Here is a 23,042-nt window from a genome sequence, read left to right as displayed (position 1 = left end):
ATTATTGATGGAACGCCGTATGAGGGGAAACTCTCACGTACGGTGTGGAACGGGGGAAAAGGTGGAGATTATATCAAAGCCTTACCTATCGTTATCATCTGTACAGGTGGGAGTTCCGGATAAGATTTTAAATAATCCGGTGAAAACTTCAACCTTTATGCCAGAGATTGCTGCAGGAGAAAAGGCCCTAGCCTTTGGAGATTACTCCTACTACTGGATTGCCGATAGACAGGGTAGAAGTTTCCAAAGACTAAGTGAGCTTTATGCTGCAAGTGGTCAAGTAGGCTTTAGGGCTTACCAAAGGGTAGATGGAAAGCTAATCCTTCCTGAAGCAGTGAAGGTACTAACCATGAAGTCTGCTTAAGATAAGCTTTACACATTACAACTCAATTTTAAAATACCCCAAGACTTTTAAAGAGAGGTCTTTTTTTATGCCTCTCTTTAAGGGTTTTAAAGAGAGTGGAGGTGAGATGGGTGAAAGTAAAATTAAAGACATCCCTTTCAGGACTAGACTTTAGTTATAAAAAAGGTGAAGAAGTAGAGCTGGAAGATAAAAAAGCAAAACAGTGGATTGAAGCTGGTGTGGCTACAGAAGTAAAAGGAAAAGAACAGCCAAAGAAAGCCAGCACTACGAAGCCTAAAACCGATGGGTAGGTGAGAAGATGCTAGAACTTGATGAAGTTAAATTATATTTAAGAATTGATGGAGATGAAGAAGATTCCCTTATTACATCTTTGATAGAAGCATCGGTAGAACTTTGCGAAGGAATCCTAAGATACCCATTAACAGATTTTGACGAGGTTCCAGAGCTTGTGAAAAATGCAGTCCTATTTTCCATAGCTTCAATGTATGAAAAAAGGGAAGGAGAAGGTTTCAAAACTACCCTTGATGTCATCAAAAGGCTTCTTAGCCCTTACAGAAAAGAAAGCTGGTGATGCTATGGAGATAGGAGAATTAAGACATAGAATTACCTTTCAAAAGAAAAACGTCACCGTAAATGAAAATGGCTTTGAAATAGAAACATGGGAGGATGTAAAGACGGTATGGGCAGCAGCAAGCCATCTTCATGGTAGAGAGTTTTACGAAGCAGCCCAGGTGCAGGCAGAGCATACGGTGAAGTTTACCATTCGGTATGTAAAAGGGATTGAGCCTTCTATGGTAATTCTCTTTAATGAGAAACGCTATAACATCATTGCCATCGATAATATTAAGTATAAAAATAAGTGGATTGAAATTAGGGGCCAGGAGGTGATGCCTAGTGGCTAAGATGGAACTTGAAGGAGTAGAGGAGCTTCTTTCAGAACTTCAAAAGTTAGGTGATCAAAGTAAAAGGGTGGAGAATAAGGCATTAAGGGAAGCTGGAAGTGTAGTTGAAGATGCCATCAAAAATGAAGCGCCTGTTCGCTCAGGCACCCTTAAGAAAAGTATTAAAACCTCCGGTGTAAAAACCAAAGATGGCATAAAGCATGTGGAAGTAGGTCCGGGAAATGACGGTTTCTATGGCAAATTTATAGAATTTGGAACGGTCCACATTAAGGCTAATCCCTTTATGGGTAGAGGCTATGAAAAATCTAAAAATGAAGCCGTAAGTAAGATATCAGAAGAGATCAGAAAGGGGCTGGGGCTATGAGTTTAAATAAAGATATTCTGATGGCCCTTAGCCCTTTAAATATTCCAGTAGCTTTTCAAACCTATAGCGGAAAAGCAGAAACCTACATCACCTTCTTTACTTATCTGGAGAAGGCAGAGCTTCATGCTGATGATGAAGAGGAAGTCGGTGGCCAGTATATTCAGATAGACTTGTGGTCTAAAGAAGACTATACGGATTTAGTAAAACAAGTACACAAGCAGATGAAAGAAGCAGGATTTATTAAACTGAATTTTTATGACCTTTATGAAAAGGATACAAAGGTGTATCACAAAGTGATGCGCTATCGAAGGGAGGAAAAGTAAATGGCTCAAGTAGGACTTAAGGATTTACACTATGCTATTTTAGAAGAAGATACAAACGAGGGTGTGCTTTATGGAGAGATTAAGCCTCTGGCAGGTGCCATGAACGCCACCATCAACCCTACAGTCAATACCCAGGAACTTTATGCAGATGATCAGCTATGGGAATCCGTATCGGCTCTTGGAAAGATTGATGTGGAAATCGAAACTGCAGACCTTCAGCTGAAGACCAGGGCAGAGCTTACAGGAAGTGAAGTAAAGGATGGGGTTTTAATTGAAAAGGCCTCTGACAAACCACCTCATGTGGCCCTAGGTTTTAGAAGTCAAAAGTCAAGTGGGAAGTACAGATACATCTGGCTATTAAAAGGTGTTGCTCAGCCAATGGCAGAGGACTACTCAACCAAAAAAGACAATGTGGAGCATAAGACGCCACAGCTTAAATTTGTCTTTATGCCAAGGGCCTATGACGGAGAGTGGAAGAGGACTGCCGATGAAGGCACACCAGAGTTTATAGGAGCTGATAGCTGGTTTGAAAAAGTACCAGGTGATGCACTGGAAGAGGAAAATGGTGAAGGAATAGAAGAATAGATGGGAGGCTAAAAGATGCAGATTACATTAAAGATAAAGGGAAAAGACAAAACCTTTATAACTGATTTTATTTCAGCAAGAATGGTGAGAAGAACCATTGAAGTGTCAAAGGGCATTAACTTTAATGACATGGCTCCAGAGGAACTGGATCAAATGGTAGGCTTTATTGTAGAACTGTTTTCTCATCAGTTTACCATTGACGATGTCTATGATGGGCTACCGTCGAAACAGCTGATACCTACCATGATGAATTGTATTAATGAAGTGGTAGGGGAAATGGGAGAAGCTACAGCAGGTGATGAAAAAAACGAATAGAGGGGAACTGCATGGATCCCCAGGATTTTATTGACCAGTTTTATCTAGCTTTAATAGATAAAGGCTGGAAGCTTCATGAAATTGATGAGATGGATATGATCTATTATTTAAAGCTTCTTAAAAGAAAGATTTCCACGGAACAAACCTATATCGATGAGATTCTATAACACCTAAAGTGGGTGTTTTTTTATTGCCTATGATAATTAATTTTTATGCCAAGGGGAGGTGAGGGATATGGCAGATATCGGTCAATTAAATGTTAGGGTAGGTCTTGATTCTACTGGCTTTCAAAACGGGATTGGAAAACTGAATCAAGAAATGAGAAAGGTCCAGTCAGAGTTTAAACTGGCAAGTACAGAACTTGGAAAACACGGTAGTGAGTTAGATAAATTAAGAACTAAATCTGATTCTCTAACCAAACAAAAAGAACTCCAAAGACAAAAAGTAGAAGCTTTAGAAAAGGCCCATCAAAAGTCAGTGGAGACCAAAGGGAAAGATGCTAAAGCCACTGGGGATTTAGAAATAAAACTGAATCAAGCGAGGACAAGGCTTGTTCAGATGGAGCAGGACCTAACCAGCATTAATCGACAAATTGAAGTCCAATCCTCTAGTTGGTATAAGCTTGGCAAAAGTCTAGAGCCAATCGGCCAATCTATGCAAGACATCGGTAAAAAGATGGAGAGCGTAGGAAAAGACCTCACCAAAAAAGTCACCCTACCTATTGTGGGGATTGGAGCTGCGGCGGTTAAGATCGGTTCAGATTTTCAAGCTGAGATGAGTAAAGTTCAGGCCATTTCAGGTGCCACAGGAGATGATTTAGAGAAGCTTAGTGATAAAGCAAAAGAGATGGGATCAAGTACAAAGTTCAGTGCCAGCGAATCAGCCCAGGCTCTAAACTATATGGCCATGGCAGGTTGGGACACCACTCAGATGATGGATGGTCTAGATGGTGTCATGATGCTTGCAGCAGCCAGTGGAGAAAGTTTAGCTTCAGTATCTGATATCGTTACAGATGCCCTCACCGCCTTTGGTATGCAGGCTTCAGATGCAGGAGACTTTGCAGACCTACTTGCCAGTGCTTCAAGTAATGCCAACACCAATGTAGGAATGCTAGGTGAGTCCTTTAAATATGTAGCACCACTCTTTGGTTCACTTGGTTACTCAGCTGAAGATGCGGCTTTAGCCCTTGGGCTTATGGCCAATGCGGGAATTAAAGGGTCTCAGGCCGGTACAACTTTAAGAGGAGCCATTACCAGGCTTACTCAACCTACATCGGAAGCGGCTAAGATTATCGATGAACTGGGTTTAAATTTAACTGATGCTCAGGGGAATATGCTTCCCTTTAAAGAAGTAATGGATCAACTTAGGGGTTCCTTTGGAAACCTTACTCAAGAACAACAGGCCCAATATGCCGCCACTTTATTTGGGAAAGAAGCCATGAGTGGTATGCTGGCAGTTATTAACGCTACTGATGAGGATTATAAAAAGCTTACCGAGGCTACAAGAGAATATAGTGGTGCTGCCGGTGAAATGGCGGATATTATGCAGGATAACCTTCAGGGACAATTAACGATTTTAAAATCCCAACTTGAAGGAGTGGCCATTGAAATCTTTGAAATTTTAGTTCCGCATCTGAAGACTTTAGTTGAAAATCTTCAAAGAGCAGTGGAGTGGTTTTCTAACCTTAGTCCAGCCACCCAAGAAACCATTGTCAAAGTAGCGGCCCTAGCTGCAGCGGTAGGACCTCTTTTGATTATTGGTGGAAAAATTGTAGCTGGAGCAGGAGCTATTATTGGTGCATTCTCTAAAATATCCCTCGCTATCGCAGGTAAAACAGCAGCAGTAGGAGGGGCCTCTGCAGCTGCAGGTGGACTTGTTGCCATTAAAGGAGTATTAGCCGCAGCATTTACAGCACTAACTGGCCCTATTGGAATTGCCGTTGCAGCTATAGTGGGGATTACTGCAGTAGGTGTAGCCCTCTATAAAAACTGGGACACCATTAAGGAAAAGGCAGGGGAACTGAAAGATGCCATCTCTGAAAGGTGGAACTCTATCAAAGAAAGCACAGCTGAAGCTTGGGAGAATGTAAAAACAGGGATCAGCGAAAGATGGAGTAGCATCAAGGAAAGCACCAGCGAAACCTTATCTTCCATGGGAGAATCCATCCGAGATGGCTGGGACAATGTCAAAACCGCTACATCTGAAAGATGGGAATCCATTAGAGGGAGCATTTCAGAGAAGTGGGGCAATATCAAAGACAGCACGTCACAAACGCTAGGGAACATTAGAGAAAATATAAGCTCTAGCTGGGACAATGTAAAGGGCAGAACCAATGAAACATGGGAGTTTTTAAAGAGTAATACTGCTTCAGCTTGGAGCAATATTAAAGGAAGAATCGAAGAAAACGGTGGAGGGATTAGAGGTGTTATTACCACATACACTGAAGGTTATAAGTCCGTTTGGGGTGCATCACTAAACACCATGGATAGCGTAACCGGTGGAAAGTTCTCTTCTATGGCAAGTAAAGTATCCGGTGCCTTTTCAAGAGTAAGAGATGCCATCCAAGGTGGAATTAGTAGAATCCGTGAATGGAATAACCAAAGAGTAGAAAACAAAGAAGCCACCTTCACCAATAGAATTAGAAACATTACAGAAAATGTGGTTAACACCGTAACCGCTCCCTTTAGGAAGAACTTTGCAGGAACCTCCTTCTTCCAAGGAGGACTAACCATGGTAGGAGAGCTTGGACCAGAGCTTGTAGAACTACCTCGTGGAAGCAAAATTTATAACGATTATCAGACCAATCAATTTATGCAAGGTGATAGTAATAAGGGTGGAGGGCTTACCCTTAATATAGATAAATTTGTAAACAATACGGAGAAAGACATTGAGCAGCTTGCCTATGAGCTTGAATTTTATCGTCAAAGAGTATCACTTGGAAGGGGGAGAGGCTAATGCTTAGTTTTACATTTGACGGGAAAAACAGTTTTATAGATTATGGCATCGTCATTTCTAAAAGGCCAAACCTTCCCTCTCCTAAAAGAAGAGTACATTATATGGATATCCCAGGAAGGCATGGCAGGGTTCAGTATGATGAAAAAACCTATGAGGACATTACCATAGTGGTGGAATGTGGCCTTAAAGATACAGAGAATTTAGTGGAAAGGCTAGATGCCATAAAGGCTTGGCTTTTTAATGCTGGGGAAAGTGACCTTGTTTTTAGTTTTGGTGAAGATAAGAAATATATCGCTCAAGTGGTCAATGCTATCGATTTCACTCAAGTCTATAAATACACTTCAAGCTTTCCGGTAATCTTTAACTGCCATCCTTTTAAATATGAAGTAGAAAATGAAATAATCACTCTTAATGAAACAGATGCAACAGTCCACAATCCAGGTTCTCTAGAGAGTGAGCCTGTGATTTATGTGTATGGAAGTGGGGATATCCTATTAAATATTAATGATCAATCCATAGGGCTAAATGGAGTTGAAGGAAAAATCATCTTAAACTCTGAAATCCAGGACTGCTATGATGATGCCATGAACAATCTCAATTCTAAAATGGTAGGGGAGTTTCCACTTCTAAAGACAGGAGAAAACACCATCACTTGGTCTGGGAATGTGACAAAACTTGAAGTTCTTCCGAATTGGCGGTGGCTCTAATGATTACGGTTTATGACAAGAAGGAAAGTAACTTCTCAACCAATGGCCTAGGTGTTTTAGATAAGTGCTCAGAGTGTAAAACCCTAGAAAAGCTAAACGGAATTTATGAAATCAAGCTCTCTTATCCCCTGCATTTAGAGAAGAAAAAATATCTAAAACCTTTTAATATTATCAAAGCAGATGGGCAGCTTTTTAGGATTTATCATGTGGAAAAAGATACACCTAGTAACCTTCTAAGGGTTAGTGGAAGACATATCTTTTATGATCTCAATCATTATTTCATTGAAGATCGAAGAGCCGTAGATAAAAAGGCTATTGATGCTATGGAGATGGTTTTAGATGAAGCAGGCTTAACAGATGTCTATACCATTGAAAGTGATATTGAAACATTAAACACCCAGTATTTTATTAGAAGGTCCGCTTCTCAGGCCATGTTTATGGTGGCCAATAGGTGGAAGGGGGAGCTTTTCAGAGATAATTTTCATATAAAGATTAATGGAAGACACTTAAATGATAAAGGGGTCACTGTAGCTTATGGAAAGAATATCACCGGAATTAACGAGAAGCTTAGTGCCGATGAGGTTCTAACGGGGATTTATCCTGTCGGGGCAGAAGGCTTAACACTACCAGAAAAATATCTTATTAATGCCCAGTGGTCAGGAGCAGATTATCCGGATTTTAAACTGATTAAAAGGGTGGACTTTAAAGAAGCTAAGGATGAAGAAACCCTAAGACAAATGGCGGAGAATTATCTTTATGAACATGCAGGCTTTGCAGTTAACTATCAAGTGGATTTTATCCAGCTTGAACACACCAAGGAGTATGAAGAATATAAACCACTTTTAAAGGTTTCTATTGGAGATACGGTAACCGTAAAGCATAAGCTACTTGGAGTAGATTTTAAAATTAAAGTGATCTCCATAGAAAAGGATATCTTAAGGTCTCAAAATACCAAAGTGGAGCTAGGTAAACCTCTTTATACACTGGACCAATACATTGAGGAATTTAAGGAAAATGTCGATGAAAACTTTCAAGAGGTGGATGAATCTATTGGTGGTATTAGGACTCAGCTAGATGATTTGGGAGTCTCTTATACCATCGTAAAAAACATCCGAATAGAAGAAAATATGATTCATGTTACCTATGAAGTAGAAAGAGGCAGCACCCATCAGTATCATGCAGATTATAGCTTTACCTTAGACGACTCAGGGCGTATGACCAGTATCACTCTCGAAGGAATATTTTCAGAGCTTTTATTAAAAGAAGTATCCACTCTGATAGTGGATATGACAAGTTTCGATATTGTTTACGCTGATGGGAAAAAAGCAAGATACAACTTTACCACAGATAGTAGTGGCAGAATTACAGCAATAGAAAAGGTGTGGGAGGGGGAGTAAAGTGACCTATCATGAAAGATTTAATAATACACTGGCCATATGGACAGCCTTTGGCGGTAGGGGAAATCTTATTCTTCCTATCCCAACATTAAAGTGGGAAAAACGCTATTATCATCATTTTGGCTACCCTCAAACCGGCAGTGCTACAAGGATTGATGTCTTTGATAATGGCCAAGCCCAAATAGCAGTTTATAGAGCACAGAACCCCAGAATGTCATACTTTAACCATCAAACGGACCAGTGGACAATCGTTGATGTACCTTGGTGGAATCATGGAATACCAGAAATCCTATGGGCAGGAGATGGTGTGTTTTTAGCTAGAATCGTAGGCCTTGCTAATATCATCGCTTCCTTTGACGGTATCACCTGGCATAATGCAGGATTTTGTAGAGGTGCCCAAAACCATATGGAAACAGGGGCTTACGACATTACAAGGAATGTAGGGGTTGTAAGCTGGTGGTGGTATAAGTCTCCTGTGTATTACAGCTTCGATTCCCTTACGGAAAGAACTGAGTGGACTCTTACAGGCTCTGATGGAAATTCTGTACCGATTTTTAAGTATATGACTGCCCATAAAGGAACCTTTGTAGGGGTGGTTGGAGGAGATAAATCTATCGCTGTAGCAAGCTCTGCTTCTCCTTGGGCATGGACTACAACTATTCCAGAAGATCCACTGGACCATCGCTATATGTACATTCGCTCTGTTAATAACAAACTCTTTGTTCACCGGTTTAGATACCATGGATCTCCAGGGAATTTTAGTGTGAATCTATGTGTCCTAAACGATAGCGCCACCCAGCTGATTGAAACTAACCTATCCCACTATGGAGATTTGGCAGATAACAGAGCGCCAAATCCTCAAAATATAGTATGGATGAAGGACTGGGGAAAATATGCTCTCTTTACTCAAAATATGCTTTATGCTTCAGCAGACGGGATTTATTGGGAGGGGGTAGAGCAGCCAGGCTTTGCTCTAACACCCCACGGTAATATGTTTGGTGGTGCTATTTATGTGCCGGGAGATGGCTTCTACGTGAAGGGGAACGGGTTTGTCTATTACGCTCCTTACTAAATACAACAACTTAAGAGAATGATATGACGTCCTTCACCGGGCGTTTTTTTAATAGATAAAACTTTTATGAAAGTGAGGGAAAGAACATGAGAGAGATTTGGAATGTTGTTCAGATAATATTTGCTGCCATCGGCGGATGGCTGGGCTGGTTTCTTGGAGGTTACGATGGGTTTTTATATGCTTTAATAGCTTTCGTTGTCATTGACTACATCTTAGGAGTCATGTGTGCCATCATTGAAAAACATCTATCCAGCGATGTAGGTGCTAGAGGAATTTTTAAGAAAGTGGTGATTTTTTCTTTAGTAGGAGTGGCCCATATCATCGACCAAAATATCATAGGTGATGGCAGTGCCATTCGAACTGCAGTTATTTTCTTTTATATGTCCAATGAAGGAATCAGCATCATTGAAAATGCCACAAGGCTTGGGCTGCCTATACCTAAGAAACTGGTAGATGTCTTAGAACAACTAAAAAGTGGAGGGGATAAGGATGGGAATAGATAACAAGGACTTATTTAAGCTACTTGGATAAAAATATATGAGATGCGTCTTTTTTGTTCGTAAATAAATTTAAAATACGCACCAAAAGGACGAGTTCAAATTTGCATTTACATTAAAATAAATAGAATATCTACTTTTTAAGGCACTTCAATGGAGGTGTCTTTTTTTGTACCCAAAATTTAAGAAAGAGAGGGATTAATGTGAATCTAAAAACCAAATTCATGACCAGAAATGACTGCTATACAGCAAATCGTAAGATCACACCAAAAGGTATTATGATCCACTCCACAGCCACGCCCGGAGTAATGGCAGGTGCTTGGTTTAGTAGGTGGAATAAGTCCTTTAGAGCCGGAGAGATTAACAGGCAGGTTTGTGTCCATGCCTTTTTAGACGATAAAGAAATATGGCAGTACCTGCCTTGGAACCACAGAGGGTGGCATGCAGGTGGCGCTGCCAATAATAGTCATATAGGGATTGAAATCTGCGAGCCGAGAGGACACTCCTATCAAGGATCCACTATGGTGAACTATGATGCAAAAAAGAATGAAGCCTACTTTAGAGCTGCCTGGAAAAATGCAGTAGACTTATGTGTTTTTCTTTGTAAGGAATATGGTCTGACGGAGAAGGATATCATAGGTCACGCTGAAGGTCATAGACAGGGTATAGCCAGTAACCATGCAGACCCCATGCACTGGTTTCCAAAGCATGGTGAGAGTATGGATACCTTTAGGGCTGCAGTAAAGAAAGGTCTTACAACAGGTATTTCTATTGATAGTGAAGATGATCTAGAAGCTGGAGATATTGTAGAAATTAAAGCCTCAGCTAAACGCTATTATCCAAATGGGCCTATTATTCCAAATTGGGTTAAATGGAACTATCATTTAATCACTCAAGATAAGTCTGGCAATAGGCCGGTTATTAAAGGTGGAAAAGAATGTGTTCTCTTAGGTAGGACCATTCTTAAAAGTAACATGGATGAAAAAGATGGCATTATGACCTGGGCAGATAAAGACATTTTAGATCTGGTGAGTAAAGGTGTAGAGGTAGAGCCTAAGCCTGAAACGAAAACTACTCAAAAATTCTATCGGGTCCAGGTAGGTGCCTTTAGTAAAAAAGAGAATGCTAAGGCGTTAATGGAGTGCCTTAAAAAGGCTGGATTTGATGCCTATATGAAATACGATTAAGATAAAATTTTTAAATTTAGAGCCGGTGTTATCCCCTTAGCATCGGCTTATTTTTATCCCTATATATAGTAGAAATGACTTGATAAATACTCGCTTCTGAGTGATATATGTAATACGCACAAAACTTGAAACCTTTGAAACAACAAGGTTTTGAGGATTATTATTTTTATCCTTTGCACTAAATAACTTGAAGAACATGACACGAGTTAAGGGATAAAAAGGGAAGGAGGAAAAAAGAATGAATCAGCAAAGAGTTAGAGAGATACCTCTGCAAAACTCAGTGGTATCAGTAATAAATGCAGGACTAGGATTAAATGATTTTAGACTTCAAAGAGAAGCAGTTAAACCCAAAGTGGCCTGTTACTGTAGGGTCAGCAGTGAAGAAGAGATTCGATTAGGCTCCCTTGAAAATCAAATCATTCATTACACCAACTATATCAGATCTAATCCTGAATGGATTTACGCAGGAGTTTATTCCGATAAAGGTAAGTCTGGAACAGATATGACCAAACGAATTGGTTTTAATCGGATGATTAGAAATGCCCTGAATGGAGAGATTGACCTGATTATCTGCAAATCCATATCTAGATTTGCACGGAATGTTGTGGACACAATGGATATTGTGAGACAGCTTACAGAAAAGGGTGTTCACGTAATCTTCGAAAAGGAGAGATTGAACACCAAAGACATGACCAGTTCACTGCTAATAAAAATCCTTGCAACTTTCGCTGAAGAAGAAAGCCGAGCTACATCGGAGAATATTGATTGGGCCTATACAAAGCGATTCGAGAGGGGTGAAGTTGTTGCGGGGCAGCTCTTTGGGTATGAGGTCAACAAGGATAAAGAATGGACCATTATTGAAAAAGAAGCTCAGATTGTAAGAGAAGCTTATGACCTTTTTCTTAGTGGGTATAACATGACAGAGATCGCAAGACATTTTATTAGAAGAGGATATAAGAAGCGTTCGGGTGAGATTGACTGGGATAACAATAACATCAGAAGCATGTTGACTAATGAAAGATATGCTGGTGATGCCCTTAGCAGAAAGACCTGTACACTGGATTTTAGAACCCATAAGACAGCTATCAATAAAGGTCATAAACCTCAGTATTATATAGAAGGCCATCATGAAGGCATCGTTTCAAAAGAAGACTATGAAAAGGTTCAAGAAATATTAAGGGTTAATAAATCTGAATTTAACAGGAGTGAGTATGAAAAAACACCATTTACTAGCAGAGTAATATGTACTCATTGCGGAAAGAACTTTCATCGCTTCGGTAAAAACCTAGAGAAAACAATGTGGCGATGTTCATCCAATAAAAAAAGCGAGCTACTTTGTGAAGCAGACCCTATTGAGGAAAATGAAATTGAAAAGCTGCTAAAGGAAGGTTTTGAAAAGCGCTACAGCATCAATCAAAGAACCAACGATGGATTATTGATTAAGCAGCTGACGAAAGAATTATCCAGTGCTGAAGCTGTAAGGGAACGAGAGCAAAACCTACTGCGAGTTGAACTTGAAAAGTGCTTGATAGCAGAGAATAAGGCTATTCTTCAAAATCATGATACTGAGGCGTTAAAAGAAAAGCGACAAGAAATTGAAAAAGAAATCGCAAAAAAAGCTAAGCTATGGGAAGACTTCGATAAGGACTATGAATTTAGGGAATCTTCGCTAAACCGATTAAAAGAATTAAAAGGTTCTGATAAAGCAATTAATCAAATACTAGACATCTCTTTTATGAGAGCGTGGGTGATTCACATCAAAGTGGAGTCACCTTTTTTATTTACCATCAAATGGATTGACGGGAAGGAGACGGTAGTCGGAAGGTTTAGGGGAGGTTATCAGGATGGAAGGAAGTAGAAACATATCGACGATGAATCCTCGGGTTAGGGTAATCCCTGCAAATATGAATAACCCTGATTATAGAAGAAATGAAGAGCGAAAAATCAAAGTAGCAGCCTATGCCAGGGTATCCACCCATGAAGAGGAACAACAGTCCAGTTACAAGCTACAGGTTTCTTACTTTAAAGAATACATTGAGAAACGAGAAGGCTGGGAGCTTTATAAGGTCTACAGCGATGAAGGTGTTACTGGAACCAATACGAAATACAGAACTGGATTTAATCAAATGATACAAGATGCCAAGGAAGGAAAATTTGATTACATCATCACAAAATCCATCAGCCGATTTGCAAGAAATACCCTGGATTGTTTAACCTATGTGAGGATGCTTAAAAGTCTGGATAAGAGGGTCGGGGTGATTTTCGATCGTGAAGGCATCGACAGCCTTGACTCAAAATCTGAAGTCCTACTCACAATAATTTCTAGCATAGCTGAGGAAGAGTCCCGTACAATAAGTGCTAATGTTAGCTGGGGTGTCCAAAAGAGGTTTTCTCAAGGAATACCTCATATTCCAACAACCTACTTCTTAGGCTATGACGAGGACGAAGAAGGAAATCTTATTATAAATGAAGAAGAAGCAAAAACCGTAAGGCGAATCTTTCAAGAGTTTATCTCTGGAAAAGGGTCGGTGCAAATAGCAAAGGGCTTAACAAAAGACAAAGTAAAAACTGCAAGGGATAATACCAAATGGACCAGTGATTCCGTTTTGAAAATACTTCGAAATGAAAAATTCTGTGGTCATGCACTTTGTCAGAAGTCAGTGACCCTTGACCCTTTAACCCATAAGCGAGTAAGAAATAAAAACCATAAACCGCAGTACTTTATACGGAACAATCATCCTGCGATTATTTCTGAAGAAGATTGGAATTATGTACAAAAGGAACTGGATAGAAGAGGTAAAATGAAGCACGATCCTGATGGAAAATACCATAGAACCTATAGTGGAAAGGCACCATTTTCAAATATGCTTTACTGCGGGGGGTGTGGAATGCCGGTTCATAGAAGGCGAATTACATCAAAGAAAGATGGTAAACCCTACAAGTTCACCGTTTGGCACTGCAGACTGGCGGCCCAAAAAGTAGAAGCTGACTTTGACTGCCGTTCAAAGTATGTTTGGGAAGAGGTTATAGAAGCAGCATATAACAAAATGCTTCTAAAAATGACGGAGGAAATTGACCTTATAAAAGCTGAGGGAGAGGAAGCCATTGAGGATGTAAGTTTAACATATGATGAAAAAGAAAGGCTCAAAGAACTTGAAGAAATTATCGATAGAATTAACGACCGCATAAGTGAAATGGCCATGAGAGAAAGTATTACCAATGACCCAATCTATGATGCAACTCTTAGAAATATGATTTATGAATCCCAAATCTACCAGCAGGAACATGAAGCACTTGTCAAAAGCCAGGACGAAGAAATCTATATGAGGCAGAATTTAGAAGCCTTAATAACATATCTTGAAAACCAAAGTAGCTTTGAAACCTTTGATGCCACTGAATTTAAAAAGCTTGTTGAAAGAGGCATTCTCCATAAAGGTTATGAGATTGAATTTATTTTTAAATGTGGAGTTAAAAGAATGGCTCACGGATGGAGACGTGGGAAGAACGAGTAGCGTTCATTGAAAAAAAGTTATATTAAAATCGATTAATTAAAACATTACTTCTTTGCCTTATGAAGATAGTACTTGCAATAGTTTTGCGCCCATGCAAACATTAGAACCAAGTACAATTTTTAAAGGGAAAGGAGTTTTTAAATGGACCAAATAGATAAAAGCTTGTGGATCAATAAGTTATGGGATCCTTTAAAAAAGATAGATGATAGTCCGCTTTATAGCAAACGTGAAGGAATCAAAGTAGCAGCCTATTGTAGGGTGAGTCTTGATTCACGGGGAATGTCCCATTCATTGGAAAGTCAAGTAAGCCACTACACCCATGTGATAAATAGCAGGGACAATTGGACCTTTGTTGGTATTTATTTTGATGATCTAGTTACAGGAAGAAAAGCTTCATTAAGACGTGGATTCACTCGGATGCTCAGACACTGTGAAGAACATAGGATTGATCTGATTCTCGTCAAAAATGTATCCCGTTTTTCAAGGAACACGCAGGAGTTAATTGAAGTCATAGAAAGACTCAAGGAACTAAAGGTCACTGTCTATTTTGAAGCGGAAAATATTACAAGCACCAGAAGCGATACCACATATCTTCTTAAAACCTATGCCAGCATTGCCCAAGGAGAGCTTGAGGCTACTTCTCAGGCTATAGAATGGGGTCATGAAAAAAGAATAATGAAGGGCAAGGTTAATATCGGGCACACATACGGCTATGATAAAACAAAAGTTGGTATTGAGACAATTATTACAATCAACGAAGAGCGGGCCCACGTTGTTAGACAGATTTATCAATTGTATCTTGATGGGATGGGCTGCAAAGCTATTGCGGCTGAGTTAACCAGGAGAAGAATCAGGACCTATTTTGGCAAGGAACTGTGGGGGTCACAAACAGTTGATTCAATTTTGTCCAATATTTCTTATACCGGAGATGTAAAAGCTAGAAAAAATACAAGAGATCTGATGAGTAATAAAATACGTTCATCGGAAGGTATTAGGGACCAATATTTGATTGAAAATCATCACCCGCCGATTATCGGAAAAGAAGTATATGAGTTGGTTCAAGAAAAAAGATCAACTAAAAAGAAAGGTTCGCATCCCAAAACTCACAGAGAGAATCCTTTACTAAACCGTGTTAGTTGTGGGAATTGCAATCGTAGCTTAAGAAGAAGTAGCAACAGATCTTGGGACTATTTTAGGTGTTTTACTGCAGCAACAGACAAAGCCCTCTGCGCAACACCAACGATTAGAGAAGATGCCATGTCTACATTTATGCTTGGGGCATTTAAGGAACGGTTTGATGTGAAAGATAATAAGATTATAAAAATTCTTCAGAGAATGTTGATTAGAATAAACCAGAATGACTACTTTGAGTTTCATCGCCTTAAGGCCTTGACTCAGATTCAATTGGCTAAAAGGTTGAAAGGTATTAAGTTTACAGATGAAGCCATTAGTCAGATGGAAAGAGATTATGAGAAATTTGAGAAGCAACTTGTAGAAATTGAAGATGATAGGAAGTTTCGGCTTGGTTCCATAAAGTGGCTTGAGAATATTAAAAGCTTTGATGAATTTGAAGAGTGGGCCACTATTGAATATATGAGGGCTTGGATCATTAGGGTGGTCATTTACTCAAAAGAAGATTACAAAATTTATTGGATTGATGGTAAAGAGACAGAAGTAGGTAAATGTATATCCATAAAACCAAATACTAAAGAGCCACTTCCAGAGTTACAACCTAAAGGGGAGTTATTGGTTCAAAAAGACCATGAAATTGAGGTAATGAAAAATATCCAAATCACCTCGGAGAAAGGTGGTAATCAAAATAGCGTAGACGAGGAGGACAGGAAGATGCTAGCAGAAAGAAAACTTGAACCAAATTTGATGGTTAAAAATATTCAAAAGCAATTAAGCAATTCTGTGGTGATGCGGACGAGTGTACCTGTTGTAAGAGAAAAGAAATTAAAAGTAGCTGCATATGTACGAGTTTCAACAGAACTTGAGCAGCAAAAAACAAGTATCAAGACTCAATATTCATATTATCTGTACCTTATCCTCAAGGACCCACGCTACATCTTAGCCGATATCTATATAGATGATGGTAAAAGTGGAAGAACAACTGAAAGAAGGCCTGAGTTCAAGCGCTTGATGGAAGATTGTAAAGCGGGAAAAGTGGACTTGATTATTACAAAATCACTGTCTCGATTTGCCAGAAATACTGTCGATACATTAACCTATTTAAACATGTTGAAGAGCCTAGATCCACAAGTCGATGTTTGGTTCGAGCGTGAAAATCTGCGGAGCCTTGATGATAAGAGTAATGTGCTTATCAGTCTATTATCTGCTCTTAGTCAAGAAGAAAGTGTTAATATAGGAGAAGCTATTGCTTGGGGTAAAAGAAGCCTAGCGCAGAGGGGCATTGTAAACCCGGGAAAGATTGGATATGGCTTTCAGTATGGAAAAAACAAAGAGTGGTTGATTAACGAAGAGGAAGCAGAGATAGTGCGGTTGATATACAATGAATATGAAGCAGAAAAGCGAATTTCTAGGGTTAAAGATTTATTAATCTCAAAGAATATCCCTACTCCTGATAGAAAAAAAAGATGGCATGAGACTACCATTAAAAGGATATTAACTTCAGAAATATATCGTGGTAATTACATCTATCAAAGATACCATACGGGGTTTACATTAGCGAATGAGCGGGTGAAGAATACAGGGGAGCTACCCATGTATTTTATTGAGAATCATCATGAGGGGATAATAGATTCTGCTCAATGGGACAGAGTACAAAATATAATAGACGAATCTGAAAAAAGACGGAAGGAAAATATTCAGGAGTATCCAGAGGATGGGGGTAAGAATGAAGCTTTCAATAAAAAGTTATATTGCAGCAAATGTGGCAGTGTAGTAGGCTATGTTAGGGCTATCAGAAGAGAGAGGAAAAGTTACGAAATGAGATGGTGGCGTTGTCATCAAGCATTAAAAGGATACTGCGATGTACCATATATGAGACAAGAATACATTGAAGAAAACTTCTCTCAGCTTTTATTGGATATTAAGTTTAATCCAGCATTTGATGATTATATTCGTTCTTTTATGGAGAACTTAAGGATTAAGCCAGAAGAAGAAAAACAAAGAGATGAGCTGAAGGAAGAAAAGGAAAAACTCAATATGCGGTTATATCAAGCGGTGGAAAATGAACTTGGTAAAAATGGTAAAGATGCAAAACTTGTTGATTATTTGACTGATGAAATAATGAAGATAAGAGCAGAGCTTTCAAATTATACAGAGATAGAAGAACAGTTAGAAGCGATAGAAGTGGAAATAATAAGTCTTAGAAAGGCTTTAGAAGGTTTAAAAGACAAAAGAAAAGATCCTCTTGGGTATTACCAATATACACTTGAATTTCAGTTAGAGTTGTTTGAGCGGTTTATTGAAAAAGGAATCGTTTTAGAAGATGGTCAAATTACCTATCAATTTATTTCTGGCTTTGAATGGGAAGTTCCTATAAACTATAGATCTTTCCAGGAACAGATAAGAATAAAAAGAGCGGCAAAACGAGCTACTGAAAAAGAAGCCTTTTTAAATGGACCGGAGGTAAGAGATTTGTTGAAATTTTGCAGAGAACCCAAATCCTTAACTGAAATGAAAGAGTATCTACCAAAGTATGTCAACAATGATACTTTCAAAAGGGCTATTGTAATCCCATTAATGGAAAAAGGGGTTTTAAAACAAACATTGCCGGATCAACCGAGTAGCAGACTTCAGAAATATTATTCAGTAAAAAAGTAGTAATGCTTTTTTATAAATGGAACAGTATTCTTTAAAAATAAAGAAAAACAAGACAAAATTAAAAAAACATAATGAAACCCACTGAGTTGCCTGATAGGAGTAATCAAGCTACTTGGTGGGTTATTTTTTATTTATAAATAAAATTGAAAGCAAAATAGAAATGCCTTAAAATGTTGATACAACAGCATTAACCATTGATAAAAATGTAATTCTATGTAGAAAGATAGGGTTATATGGTATACAATATAAGTTAGGAGATTTTAAAATTAAATTTTTGGAATCAATTGATACCAAAATTATTGACCTTGACCATGGGGAGTGTTATAATAAAGATGAGCAAGATAACAGAAGTTAAAAGAAAAGAATCCAAACTAGAAGTTCAGACCTATATAGATAGATTAAAATATGCAATCAAGAGTGGTTCTGTGACCATTAATTTTCAAAAAGACAGAAATGTTGATCAGGGCCGTAATAAGAAATATACAAATAGATATACTATGGGACAATTATTTCCTGATGAAGATGAGGTTGAAGCATTAAAAAGGGAGTTGTCACTTCTTACTGTTGAGGAATACATTGAAACAGTGAAGGATACAAGATTTCCCAAACGGAGTGAAATGAGAGTCTTTGGGAAACAATATTCAGGAGATGACGTATATATTAAGATACGAGTAGAATTGGTTAGTATTGCCCATGCTAGCGGAGATAGTTTTATAATGGTGATGTCATTCCACTACTCTGAGTGGGATTTCAAAGAAAGTGACTTTCCATATAAGAAAGTTTGAGGTGAGAAAAATGAAAACAATTAAAAAAGAAAAGAAATTATGTCTCATCTGTATGGAAGAGCATGAAGTGCAAACAGTTATCCTAGAGGATATAGAAGAGTTTAAAGGTGAAGAAGTATCCTTTGATGCAACATATGAGTATTGTGCTCATGCAGATGAATATCTTGAAACAGAAGATATGATCAAGGCTAATAGCCTAGCGATGAAAGATGCTTATAGAGAAAAAGTAGGTCTATTAACCTCTCAAGAAATCATTAGGATTAGAGACAAGTATGAAGTAAGTCAAAAGGACTTTTCAGAAATCCTAGACTGGGGAAGAGCTACAATTACAAGATATGAAAACCATCAAGTCCAGGATCGTGCTCATGACGATGTACTAAGAAAAATCGATTCAGATCCTAAATGGTTTCTACAAATGTTAACTAGAGCTAAAGGTAAAATCTCCGATAAAGCCTATGACAAATATCATAAATCAGCAAGCACAGAGTTCAGAAGAATGAAAAATCGTTACTTGATGGATTCGATTCAAGCCCTATATGCTGATTTTGTTGATGACATTATAACCGGTGGGGTAGAATTGAATTTGAATAAAGTGATAGAAATCATTAATTATTACGCTTCAAAAGTTTCCAGTCTTCACAAAGTAAAGTTAATGAAGATGCTATGGTATGGAGATAGTGTTAGCTATAAAAGAAGAGGAAAATCTATAACTGGCCTAGTGTATAACGCTTTACCTATGGGTGCAGTACCAGAAGGATATGAACAGATTTTAGATTTGGATGGCGTGGAATTTGAAACAGTTCTATATGATTTAGATCGTATGGGCTATAAGTTTTACCCGGTGGAAGGTTTTCAAATCAAAGAACTAACTCCTGAGGAAATTGAAATATTGGATACAGTTATAGCAGAAGTTGGGCATTTAAACTCCCAGGAGATTATAGATAAAATGCATGATGAAGATGCATATAAATGCACAGGTAGGAATTGTACAATTCCCTTTTCTTATGCAGAAAAGCTTTCAATCCATTAAAAAAGTTTAGCTCATCACAATGTGGTGGGCTTTTTATTTTGCTTAGCAAAAGTAACCCGCCAAGAAGGTATCTAGGATCGGTAAAGTCCCGAACTTAGACTGAATCTTGGTGGGTTTGCTGCTTTTCTTTAAAAAATAGGTTTATAAGCGATTTTAGGGGATAAAGCTTAAAGACGAACTACAGGACCTAATTTCTAAAAAAAGCCGTTATAGGGCAAACTGAAGGCTCGTTTTTTGAAAAGACCTTTTTAAATTTGCTGATTTTGTGTATGGATAGTATTAATTTTATAAAACACATCTTATAAATTGCTCTACGAGTATATACAGAAACCAAAGTTCAACTCATCACATTCGTTGTGGTGGGTTTCTTTTTTTGTCCAAAATCACCTTTTTATTGACATTCTTCTGTGTATTGGGTTTCCTTTTTATCCTTTTAGATTCGAGGTGAGAAGGAAGAAATCGATACTGCTGAGAAAGATGGAGAAATTTTGTTAACAGTTTATAGTGCTCTTGCTCAAGAAGAATCAAGGAGTTTAGGAGAGAATATATCGTGGGCAAGAAGGAAAGTAGCGGAGCGTGGTTTAGTTAAAGTCTCTGTGCTGCCATATGGATATACTTCACAAAATGATGGAAGCTGGGAGATTGATGAAGATAAGGCGAAGGTCATTAGAAGGATTTACAATGATTATCTAGCGGGAGAAAGCATGCTTAAAATATCAAATGAACTAACTCGTGATGGAATTCTAAGTCCTAGGAATAATAAAACCTGGGGGCAAACTACAGTGCTTAAGATTCTCAACAATCAAGCGTATAAAGGGGATTTGTTGTATCAGAAAATGTACACAAGCGATACAATCTCAGGAAGTAGAGTGAAGAATAATGGTGAACTTCCCATGTATTATGTAGAAAGCAATCATCCAGCTATTATTGAAAAGGAAAAGTGGGATGAGGTTGAAAAATTAATTCAAGAAAATCATATTGAAGCCAAAATCGATCAGCGTAAAAAAAGACATCCCCATCATAGAAAAGAATTTTTTAAAGTGTTTGTTTGTGGGAACTGTGGCTGCCCGGTTATTCATGTGAAAAGTCTAAGTGGAGGAGAAAAACATTATTGGCGTTGTAGAGCAGCAGTTAAGAAGAATCATACAGAACCTTGCAGTGTGAAGGGAATTCGTGAAGAAAATATAGAGCACACTTTTATGGTAATGCTCCAGGAGATGAAGGAACCAAAGAGGCTATCGGAATTGGTAAACGAAGCTTTAGAGGATATCGGTTTAAAGCCATATGAAATAAAACAGCTTGAGTGGCTTGAAACAGAAATTGAAAACTGCTACCAGAACCTTTATGCTACGGTAGAAGAGGGTAAGAAACATGGAGAAGATACTGAAGCAATCAAAATCATTACAGATTATATCATGGAACTGCATGGTAAGATCCGAGACTTTGAAGAACGTCAGGAAAAGGTGAAGGATATAAAAGAAGAACTGAAATGGTTAAGAAAAGAACTATTGACTTTAGAGGCTTTTAATCCTAAGAAGGAAAGGGTTTCATTTAGAGGTGATGTTTTTTCAAGGTTGGTAGAATCGGGTACTTTCCTCCCGGATGGTGTGATTGAATATAAACTGAGTATTGGGATTAAGTGGATCGCAAAAGACAATCGTAAGCAACATTGGAAGCTACCGATGAAAACAAAATAAAATTGAAACCCACTGAGTCGCCAGATTACGATGATCAAGCTACTTGGTGGGTTTCTTTTTATTTCAAACAAACGGAGCCAAGCTAGAATTATATCCGCATATTGCAAGGACTCTAGAGATAACTAATAAGAAAAGAAGAAACAATAAAATCCCATTGATTAGTGTTGATTAGAATTTCATATTGACGAAAATAGTTTAATAATGTATAGTTATTTATGAACACAAAAGACTCCATTAATCAAGGGTTTTGACAAATCAATCAAACCGTAGTATAATTAATGTATAGTAAAAGTAGTGTTCGCATAAAATATTAATGATCATACTCCGGTGACCTACGGGCCCGGGGTTTTTATTTTGGGTGATAATATGGATAAGTTATTTTCAACAATTGAAGATCAGATTAAGAAATTAGACTCTAGAGGACTGAATGTATCGGACCCTGGGGTTAAAGGTGTTCTTGAAAAGGAGAACTACTATAATGTAATCAATGGCTATAAAGAGCTTTTCATTGATAAGACTTACACAGGACCTGATGAAAAGTACAAGGATGGTGCTGATTTCAATGAATTATATAGTCTTTACCTATTTGATCGAGAGTTGAAAAACATATTCATTAAATATATATTAGAAATCGAAAACAATGTAAAAGCAGTGCTTTCTCATGATTTTTCTAAAAAGTATGGGCATGATAATTATTTAAAGATATCCAATTTTGATATTTCAGTTAAGCCTTGGGAAAAAAAGACTGCTGCTCAAAAGATTGGGGAAGTTGCAAGCTTAATAGCAAATATGCAAAGAGATATTTCTAGGCAACTCTCGAAAAATAATCCTATGATTTCTCACAACATGCTAACCTATGGTTATGTACCTTTATGGGTGTTGGTGAATTCACTTACATTAGGTACAATAAGTGTTTTTTATAGTTACTTAAAACAGAAAGATCAAAATGATGTGGGACGAAAATTTAACTTAAGGCCCGATGAGATGACAAAGATATTATTTGTTCTCACTATATACAGAAATGCGTGTGCTCATGATGAGAGGTTTTATAATCTTAAAGCTTTGAAAAATGATACAAAGCCAAACATGATAAAAACAAATGATATTCATTATAAACTAAACATACCTAAAGATAAAAGCAATAATCCAATATATGGGAAGAACGATTTGTTTTCAATTATGATAATAAGTAAACTTATTTTGCATGAAGACACATTTGGCAAATTCGCAGAACTTGTGAAATCTGAAATAGCTAACTTGTCCGGGAGGCTAAAGACGATAAGTATCAAAGACGTACTTGAAGAGATGGGGTTCCCGTTGAATTGGTATGATATTAAAGATATATAAATTGAATAGAAATAAATGCTAAAGACTTAATAATGGTTTTTAGCATATTTTTTTGGGGTAGAATCTCAAAAATAAAAAGCTCCATCCGGTTTTGGATAGAGCTACGAACTTCTTTATTTATTAAGGGCCAATTACCTAAGAGGAGCGTAATTCGAACTTAGTTCGAATTATAATGCAGTTGTATACACTTGTCAAATATGCGAATATTCTGAAA

At 38.0% G+C, this 23,042-nt stretch carries 22 protein-coding genes; all 22 read left to right on the top strand.

What is annotated here, in order from left to right; all coding sequences use genetic code 11:
• The coding region (locus GGQ84_RS07040; protein WP_429161042.1) for a phage major capsid protein at nt 1–364 on the top strand (364 nt) is incomplete at its 5' end.
• A gap of 110 nt (nt 365–474) precedes the next feature.
• A complete protein-coding gene (locus GGQ84_RS07035; RefSeq protein WP_429161041.1) occupies nt 475–654 on the top strand; it encodes a hypothetical protein in 180 nt (59 codons plus the stop codon).
• Between the two features lie 8 nt (nt 655–662).
• Nucleotides 663–935, top strand: a complete 273-nt coding sequence (locus tag GGQ84_RS07030; protein WP_429161038.1) for a head-tail connector protein — start codon at nt 663–665, stop codon at nt 933–935.
• Nucleotides 936–939: 4 nt separating this feature from the next.
• Nucleotides 940–1,266: a phage head closure protein gene (locus tag GGQ84_RS07025; RefSeq protein ID WP_429161057.1), complete on the top strand. Its 327-nt coding sequence runs from the start codon at nt 940–942 to the stop codon at nt 1,264–1,266.
• A gap of 1 nt (nt 1,267) precedes the next feature.
• Complete coding sequence (locus GGQ84_RS07020) at nt 1,268–1,630, top strand: HK97-gp10 family putative phage morphogenesis protein (protein WP_429161054.1); 363 nt, start codon at nt 1,268–1,270, stop codon at nt 1,628–1,630.
• Nucleotides 1,627–1,953, top strand: coding sequence for a hypothetical protein (locus GGQ84_RS07015; protein WP_429161035.1), 327 nt, complete (start codon nt 1,627–1,629; stop codon nt 1,951–1,953). Before GGQ84_RS07020 ends, GGQ84_RS07015 begins: the two co-directional genes overlap by 4 nt.
• Complete coding sequence (locus tag GGQ84_RS07010; RefSeq protein ID WP_429161032.1) at nt 1,954–2,538, top strand: major tail protein; 585 nt, start codon at nt 1,954–1,956, stop codon at nt 2,536–2,538.
• A 15-nt stretch (nt 2,539–2,553) separates the two neighbouring features.
• Nucleotides 2,554–2,853: a phage tail assembly chaperone G gene (gene gpG, locus GGQ84_RS07005; protein WP_429161029.1), complete on the top strand. Its 300-nt coding sequence runs from the start codon at nt 2,554–2,556 to the stop codon at nt 2,851–2,853.
• Nucleotides 2,854–2,864: 11 nt separating this feature from the next.
• On the top strand, nt 2,865–3,020 hold the full coding sequence (locus tag GGQ84_RS07000; protein ID WP_429161026.1) for a hypothetical protein: 156 nt from the start codon (nt 2,865–2,867) through the stop codon (nt 3,018–3,020).
• A gap of 67 nt (nt 3,021–3,087) precedes the next feature.
• Nucleotides 3,088–5,808 carry a phage tail tape measure protein gene (locus GGQ84_RS06995; RefSeq protein WP_429161024.1) on the top strand — a complete coding sequence of 907 codons (2,721 nt, stop codon included), beginning with the start codon at nt 3,088–3,090 and terminating at the stop codon, nt 5,806–5,808.
• Nucleotides 5,808–6,515 (top strand): distal tail protein Dit, encoded by a 708-nt coding sequence (locus GGQ84_RS06990; RefSeq protein ID WP_429161022.1) that lies wholly within the window; start codon nt 5,808–5,810, stop codon nt 6,513–6,515. The genes GGQ84_RS06995 and GGQ84_RS06990 overlap by 1 nt, the downstream gene beginning before the upstream one ends.
• Nucleotides 6,515–7,912 carry a phage tail spike protein gene (locus GGQ84_RS06985; RefSeq protein ID WP_429161020.1) on the top strand — a complete coding sequence of 466 codons (1,398 nt, stop codon included), beginning with the start codon at nt 6,515–6,517 and terminating at the stop codon, nt 7,910–7,912. The genes GGQ84_RS06990 and GGQ84_RS06985 overlap by 1 nt, the downstream gene beginning before the upstream one ends.
• Nucleotide 7,913: 1 nt before the next feature.
• Nucleotides 7,914–8,984 carry a hypothetical protein gene (locus GGQ84_RS06980; RefSeq protein WP_429161017.1) on the top strand — a complete coding sequence of 357 codons (1,071 nt, stop codon included), beginning with the start codon at nt 7,914–7,916 and terminating at the stop codon, nt 8,982–8,984.
• 86 nt (nt 8,985–9,070) lie between these two features.
• Nucleotides 9,071–9,487, top strand: coding sequence for a phage holin family protein (locus GGQ84_RS06975; RefSeq protein ID WP_429161014.1), 417 nt, complete (start codon nt 9,071–9,073; stop codon nt 9,485–9,487).
• Nucleotides 9,488–9,684: 197 nt separating this feature from the next.
• Nucleotides 9,685–10,668 (top strand): N-acetylmuramoyl-L-alanine amidase, encoded by a 984-nt coding sequence (locus tag GGQ84_RS06970; RefSeq protein WP_429161011.1) that lies wholly within the window; start codon nt 9,685–9,687, stop codon nt 10,666–10,668.
• Nucleotides 10,669–10,906: 238 nt separating this feature from the next.
• A complete protein-coding gene (locus tag GGQ84_RS06965; RefSeq protein ID WP_429161008.1) occupies nt 10,907–12,526 on the top strand; it encodes a recombinase family protein in 1,620 nt (539 codons plus the stop codon).
• A complete protein-coding gene (locus GGQ84_RS06960) occupies nt 12,513–14,180 on the top strand; it encodes a recombinase family protein (protein ID WP_429161005.1) in 1,668 nt (555 codons plus the stop codon). The genes GGQ84_RS06965 and GGQ84_RS06960 overlap by 14 nt, the downstream gene beginning before the upstream one ends.
• A gap of 141 nt (nt 14,181–14,321) precedes the next feature.
• Nucleotides 14,322–17,969 (top strand): recombinase family protein, encoded by a 3,648-nt coding sequence (locus GGQ84_RS06955; RefSeq protein ID WP_429161003.1) that lies wholly within the window; start codon nt 14,322–14,324, stop codon nt 17,967–17,969.
• Between the two features lie 332 nt (nt 17,970–18,301).
• Nucleotides 18,302–18,754 (top strand): hypothetical protein, encoded by a 453-nt coding sequence (locus GGQ84_RS06950; protein ID WP_429161000.1) that lies wholly within the window; start codon nt 18,302–18,304, stop codon nt 18,752–18,754.
• Nucleotides 18,755–18,764: 10 nt separating this feature from the next.
• Nucleotides 18,765–19,784 carry a type II TA system antitoxin MqsA family protein gene (locus GGQ84_RS06945; protein ID WP_429160997.1) on the top strand — a complete coding sequence of 340 codons (1,020 nt, stop codon included), beginning with the start codon at nt 18,765–18,767 and terminating at the stop codon, nt 19,782–19,784.
• 488 nt (nt 19,785–20,272) lie between these two features.
• Entirely contained in the window at nt 20,273–21,481 is a 1,209-nt protein-coding gene (locus GGQ84_RS06940; RefSeq protein WP_429160994.1) for a recombinase family protein, read from the top strand.
• A 366-nt stretch (nt 21,482–21,847) separates the two neighbouring features.
• Nucleotides 21,848–22,828 (top strand): Abi family protein, encoded by a 981-nt coding sequence (locus GGQ84_RS06935; RefSeq protein WP_429160991.1) that lies wholly within the window; start codon nt 21,848–21,850, stop codon nt 22,826–22,828.
• Nucleotides 22,829–23,042: the final 214 nt, after the last annotated feature.

The organism is Desulfitispora alkaliphila (assembly GCF_050433185.1).
In the GTDB taxonomy this organism is placed as follows: domain Bacteria; phylum Bacillota; class Desulfitisporia; order Desulfitisporales; family Desulfitisporaceae; genus Desulfitispora; species Desulfitispora alkaliphila.
The sequence above is the reverse complement of the archived record's forward strand: the minus strand, read 5'-3'. Positions and strand labels throughout refer to the sequence as shown.

Excerpts from the sequence above, each read along its gene's own strand:
- GGQ84_RS06985 (WP_429161020.1), top strand. The coding sequence starts at position 6,515 with ATGATTACGGTTTATGACAAGAAGGAAAGTAACTTCTCAACCAATGGC.
- GGQ84_RS06990 (WP_429161022.1), top strand. The coding sequence starts at position 5,808 with ATGCTTAGTTTTACATTTGACGGGAAAAACAGTTTTATAGATTATGGC.
- GGQ84_RS07015 (WP_429161035.1), top strand. The coding sequence starts at position 1,627 with ATGAGTTTAAATAAAGATATTCTGATGGCCCTTAGCCCTTTAAATATT.
- GGQ84_RS06960 (WP_429161005.1), top strand. The coding sequence starts at position 12,513 with ATGGAAGGAAGTAGAAACATATCGACGATGAATCCTCGGGTTAGGGTA.
- GGQ84_RS07020 (WP_429161054.1), top strand. The coding sequence starts at position 1,268 with ATGGAACTTGAAGGAGTAGAGGAGCTTCTTTCAGAACTTCAAAAGTTA.
- GGQ84_RS07025 (WP_429161057.1), top strand. The coding sequence starts at position 940 with ATGGAGATAGGAGAATTAAGACATAGAATTACCTTTCAAAAGAAAAAC.
- GGQ84_RS06965 (WP_429161008.1), top strand. The coding sequence starts at position 10,907 with ATGAATCAGCAAAGAGTTAGAGAGATACCTCTGCAAAACTCAGTGGTA.
- GGQ84_RS06995 (WP_429161024.1), top strand. The coding sequence starts at position 3,088 with ATGGCAGATATCGGTCAATTAAATGTTAGGGTAGGTCTTGATTCTACT.
- GGQ84_RS07010 (WP_429161032.1), top strand. The coding sequence starts at position 1,954 with ATGGCTCAAGTAGGACTTAAGGATTTACACTATGCTATTTTAGAAGAA.
- GGQ84_RS07030 (WP_429161038.1), top strand. The coding sequence starts at position 663 with ATGCTAGAACTTGATGAAGTTAAATTATATTTAAGAATTGATGGAGAT.
- GGQ84_RS06935 (WP_429160991.1), top strand. The coding sequence starts at position 21,848 with ATGGATAAGTTATTTTCAACAATTGAAGATCAGATTAAGAAATTAGAC.
- GGQ84_RS06955 (WP_429161003.1), top strand. The coding sequence starts at position 14,322 with ATGGACCAAATAGATAAAAGCTTGTGGATCAATAAGTTATGGGATCCT.
- GGQ84_RS07000 (WP_429161026.1), top strand. The coding sequence starts at position 2,865 with ATGGATCCCCAGGATTTTATTGACCAGTTTTATCTAGCTTTAATAGAT.
- GGQ84_RS06950 (WP_429161000.1), top strand. The coding sequence starts at position 18,302 with ATGAGCAAGATAACAGAAGTTAAAAGAAAAGAATCCAAACTAGAAGTT.
- GGQ84_RS06975 (WP_429161014.1), top strand. The coding sequence starts at position 9,071 with ATGAGAGAGATTTGGAATGTTGTTCAGATAATATTTGCTGCCATCGGC.
- gpG (WP_429161029.1), top strand. The coding sequence starts at position 2,554 with ATGCAGATTACATTAAAGATAAAGGGAAAAGACAAAACCTTTATAACT.
- GGQ84_RS06945 (WP_429160997.1), top strand. The coding sequence starts at position 18,765 with ATGAAAACAATTAAAAAAGAAAAGAAATTATGTCTCATCTGTATGGAA.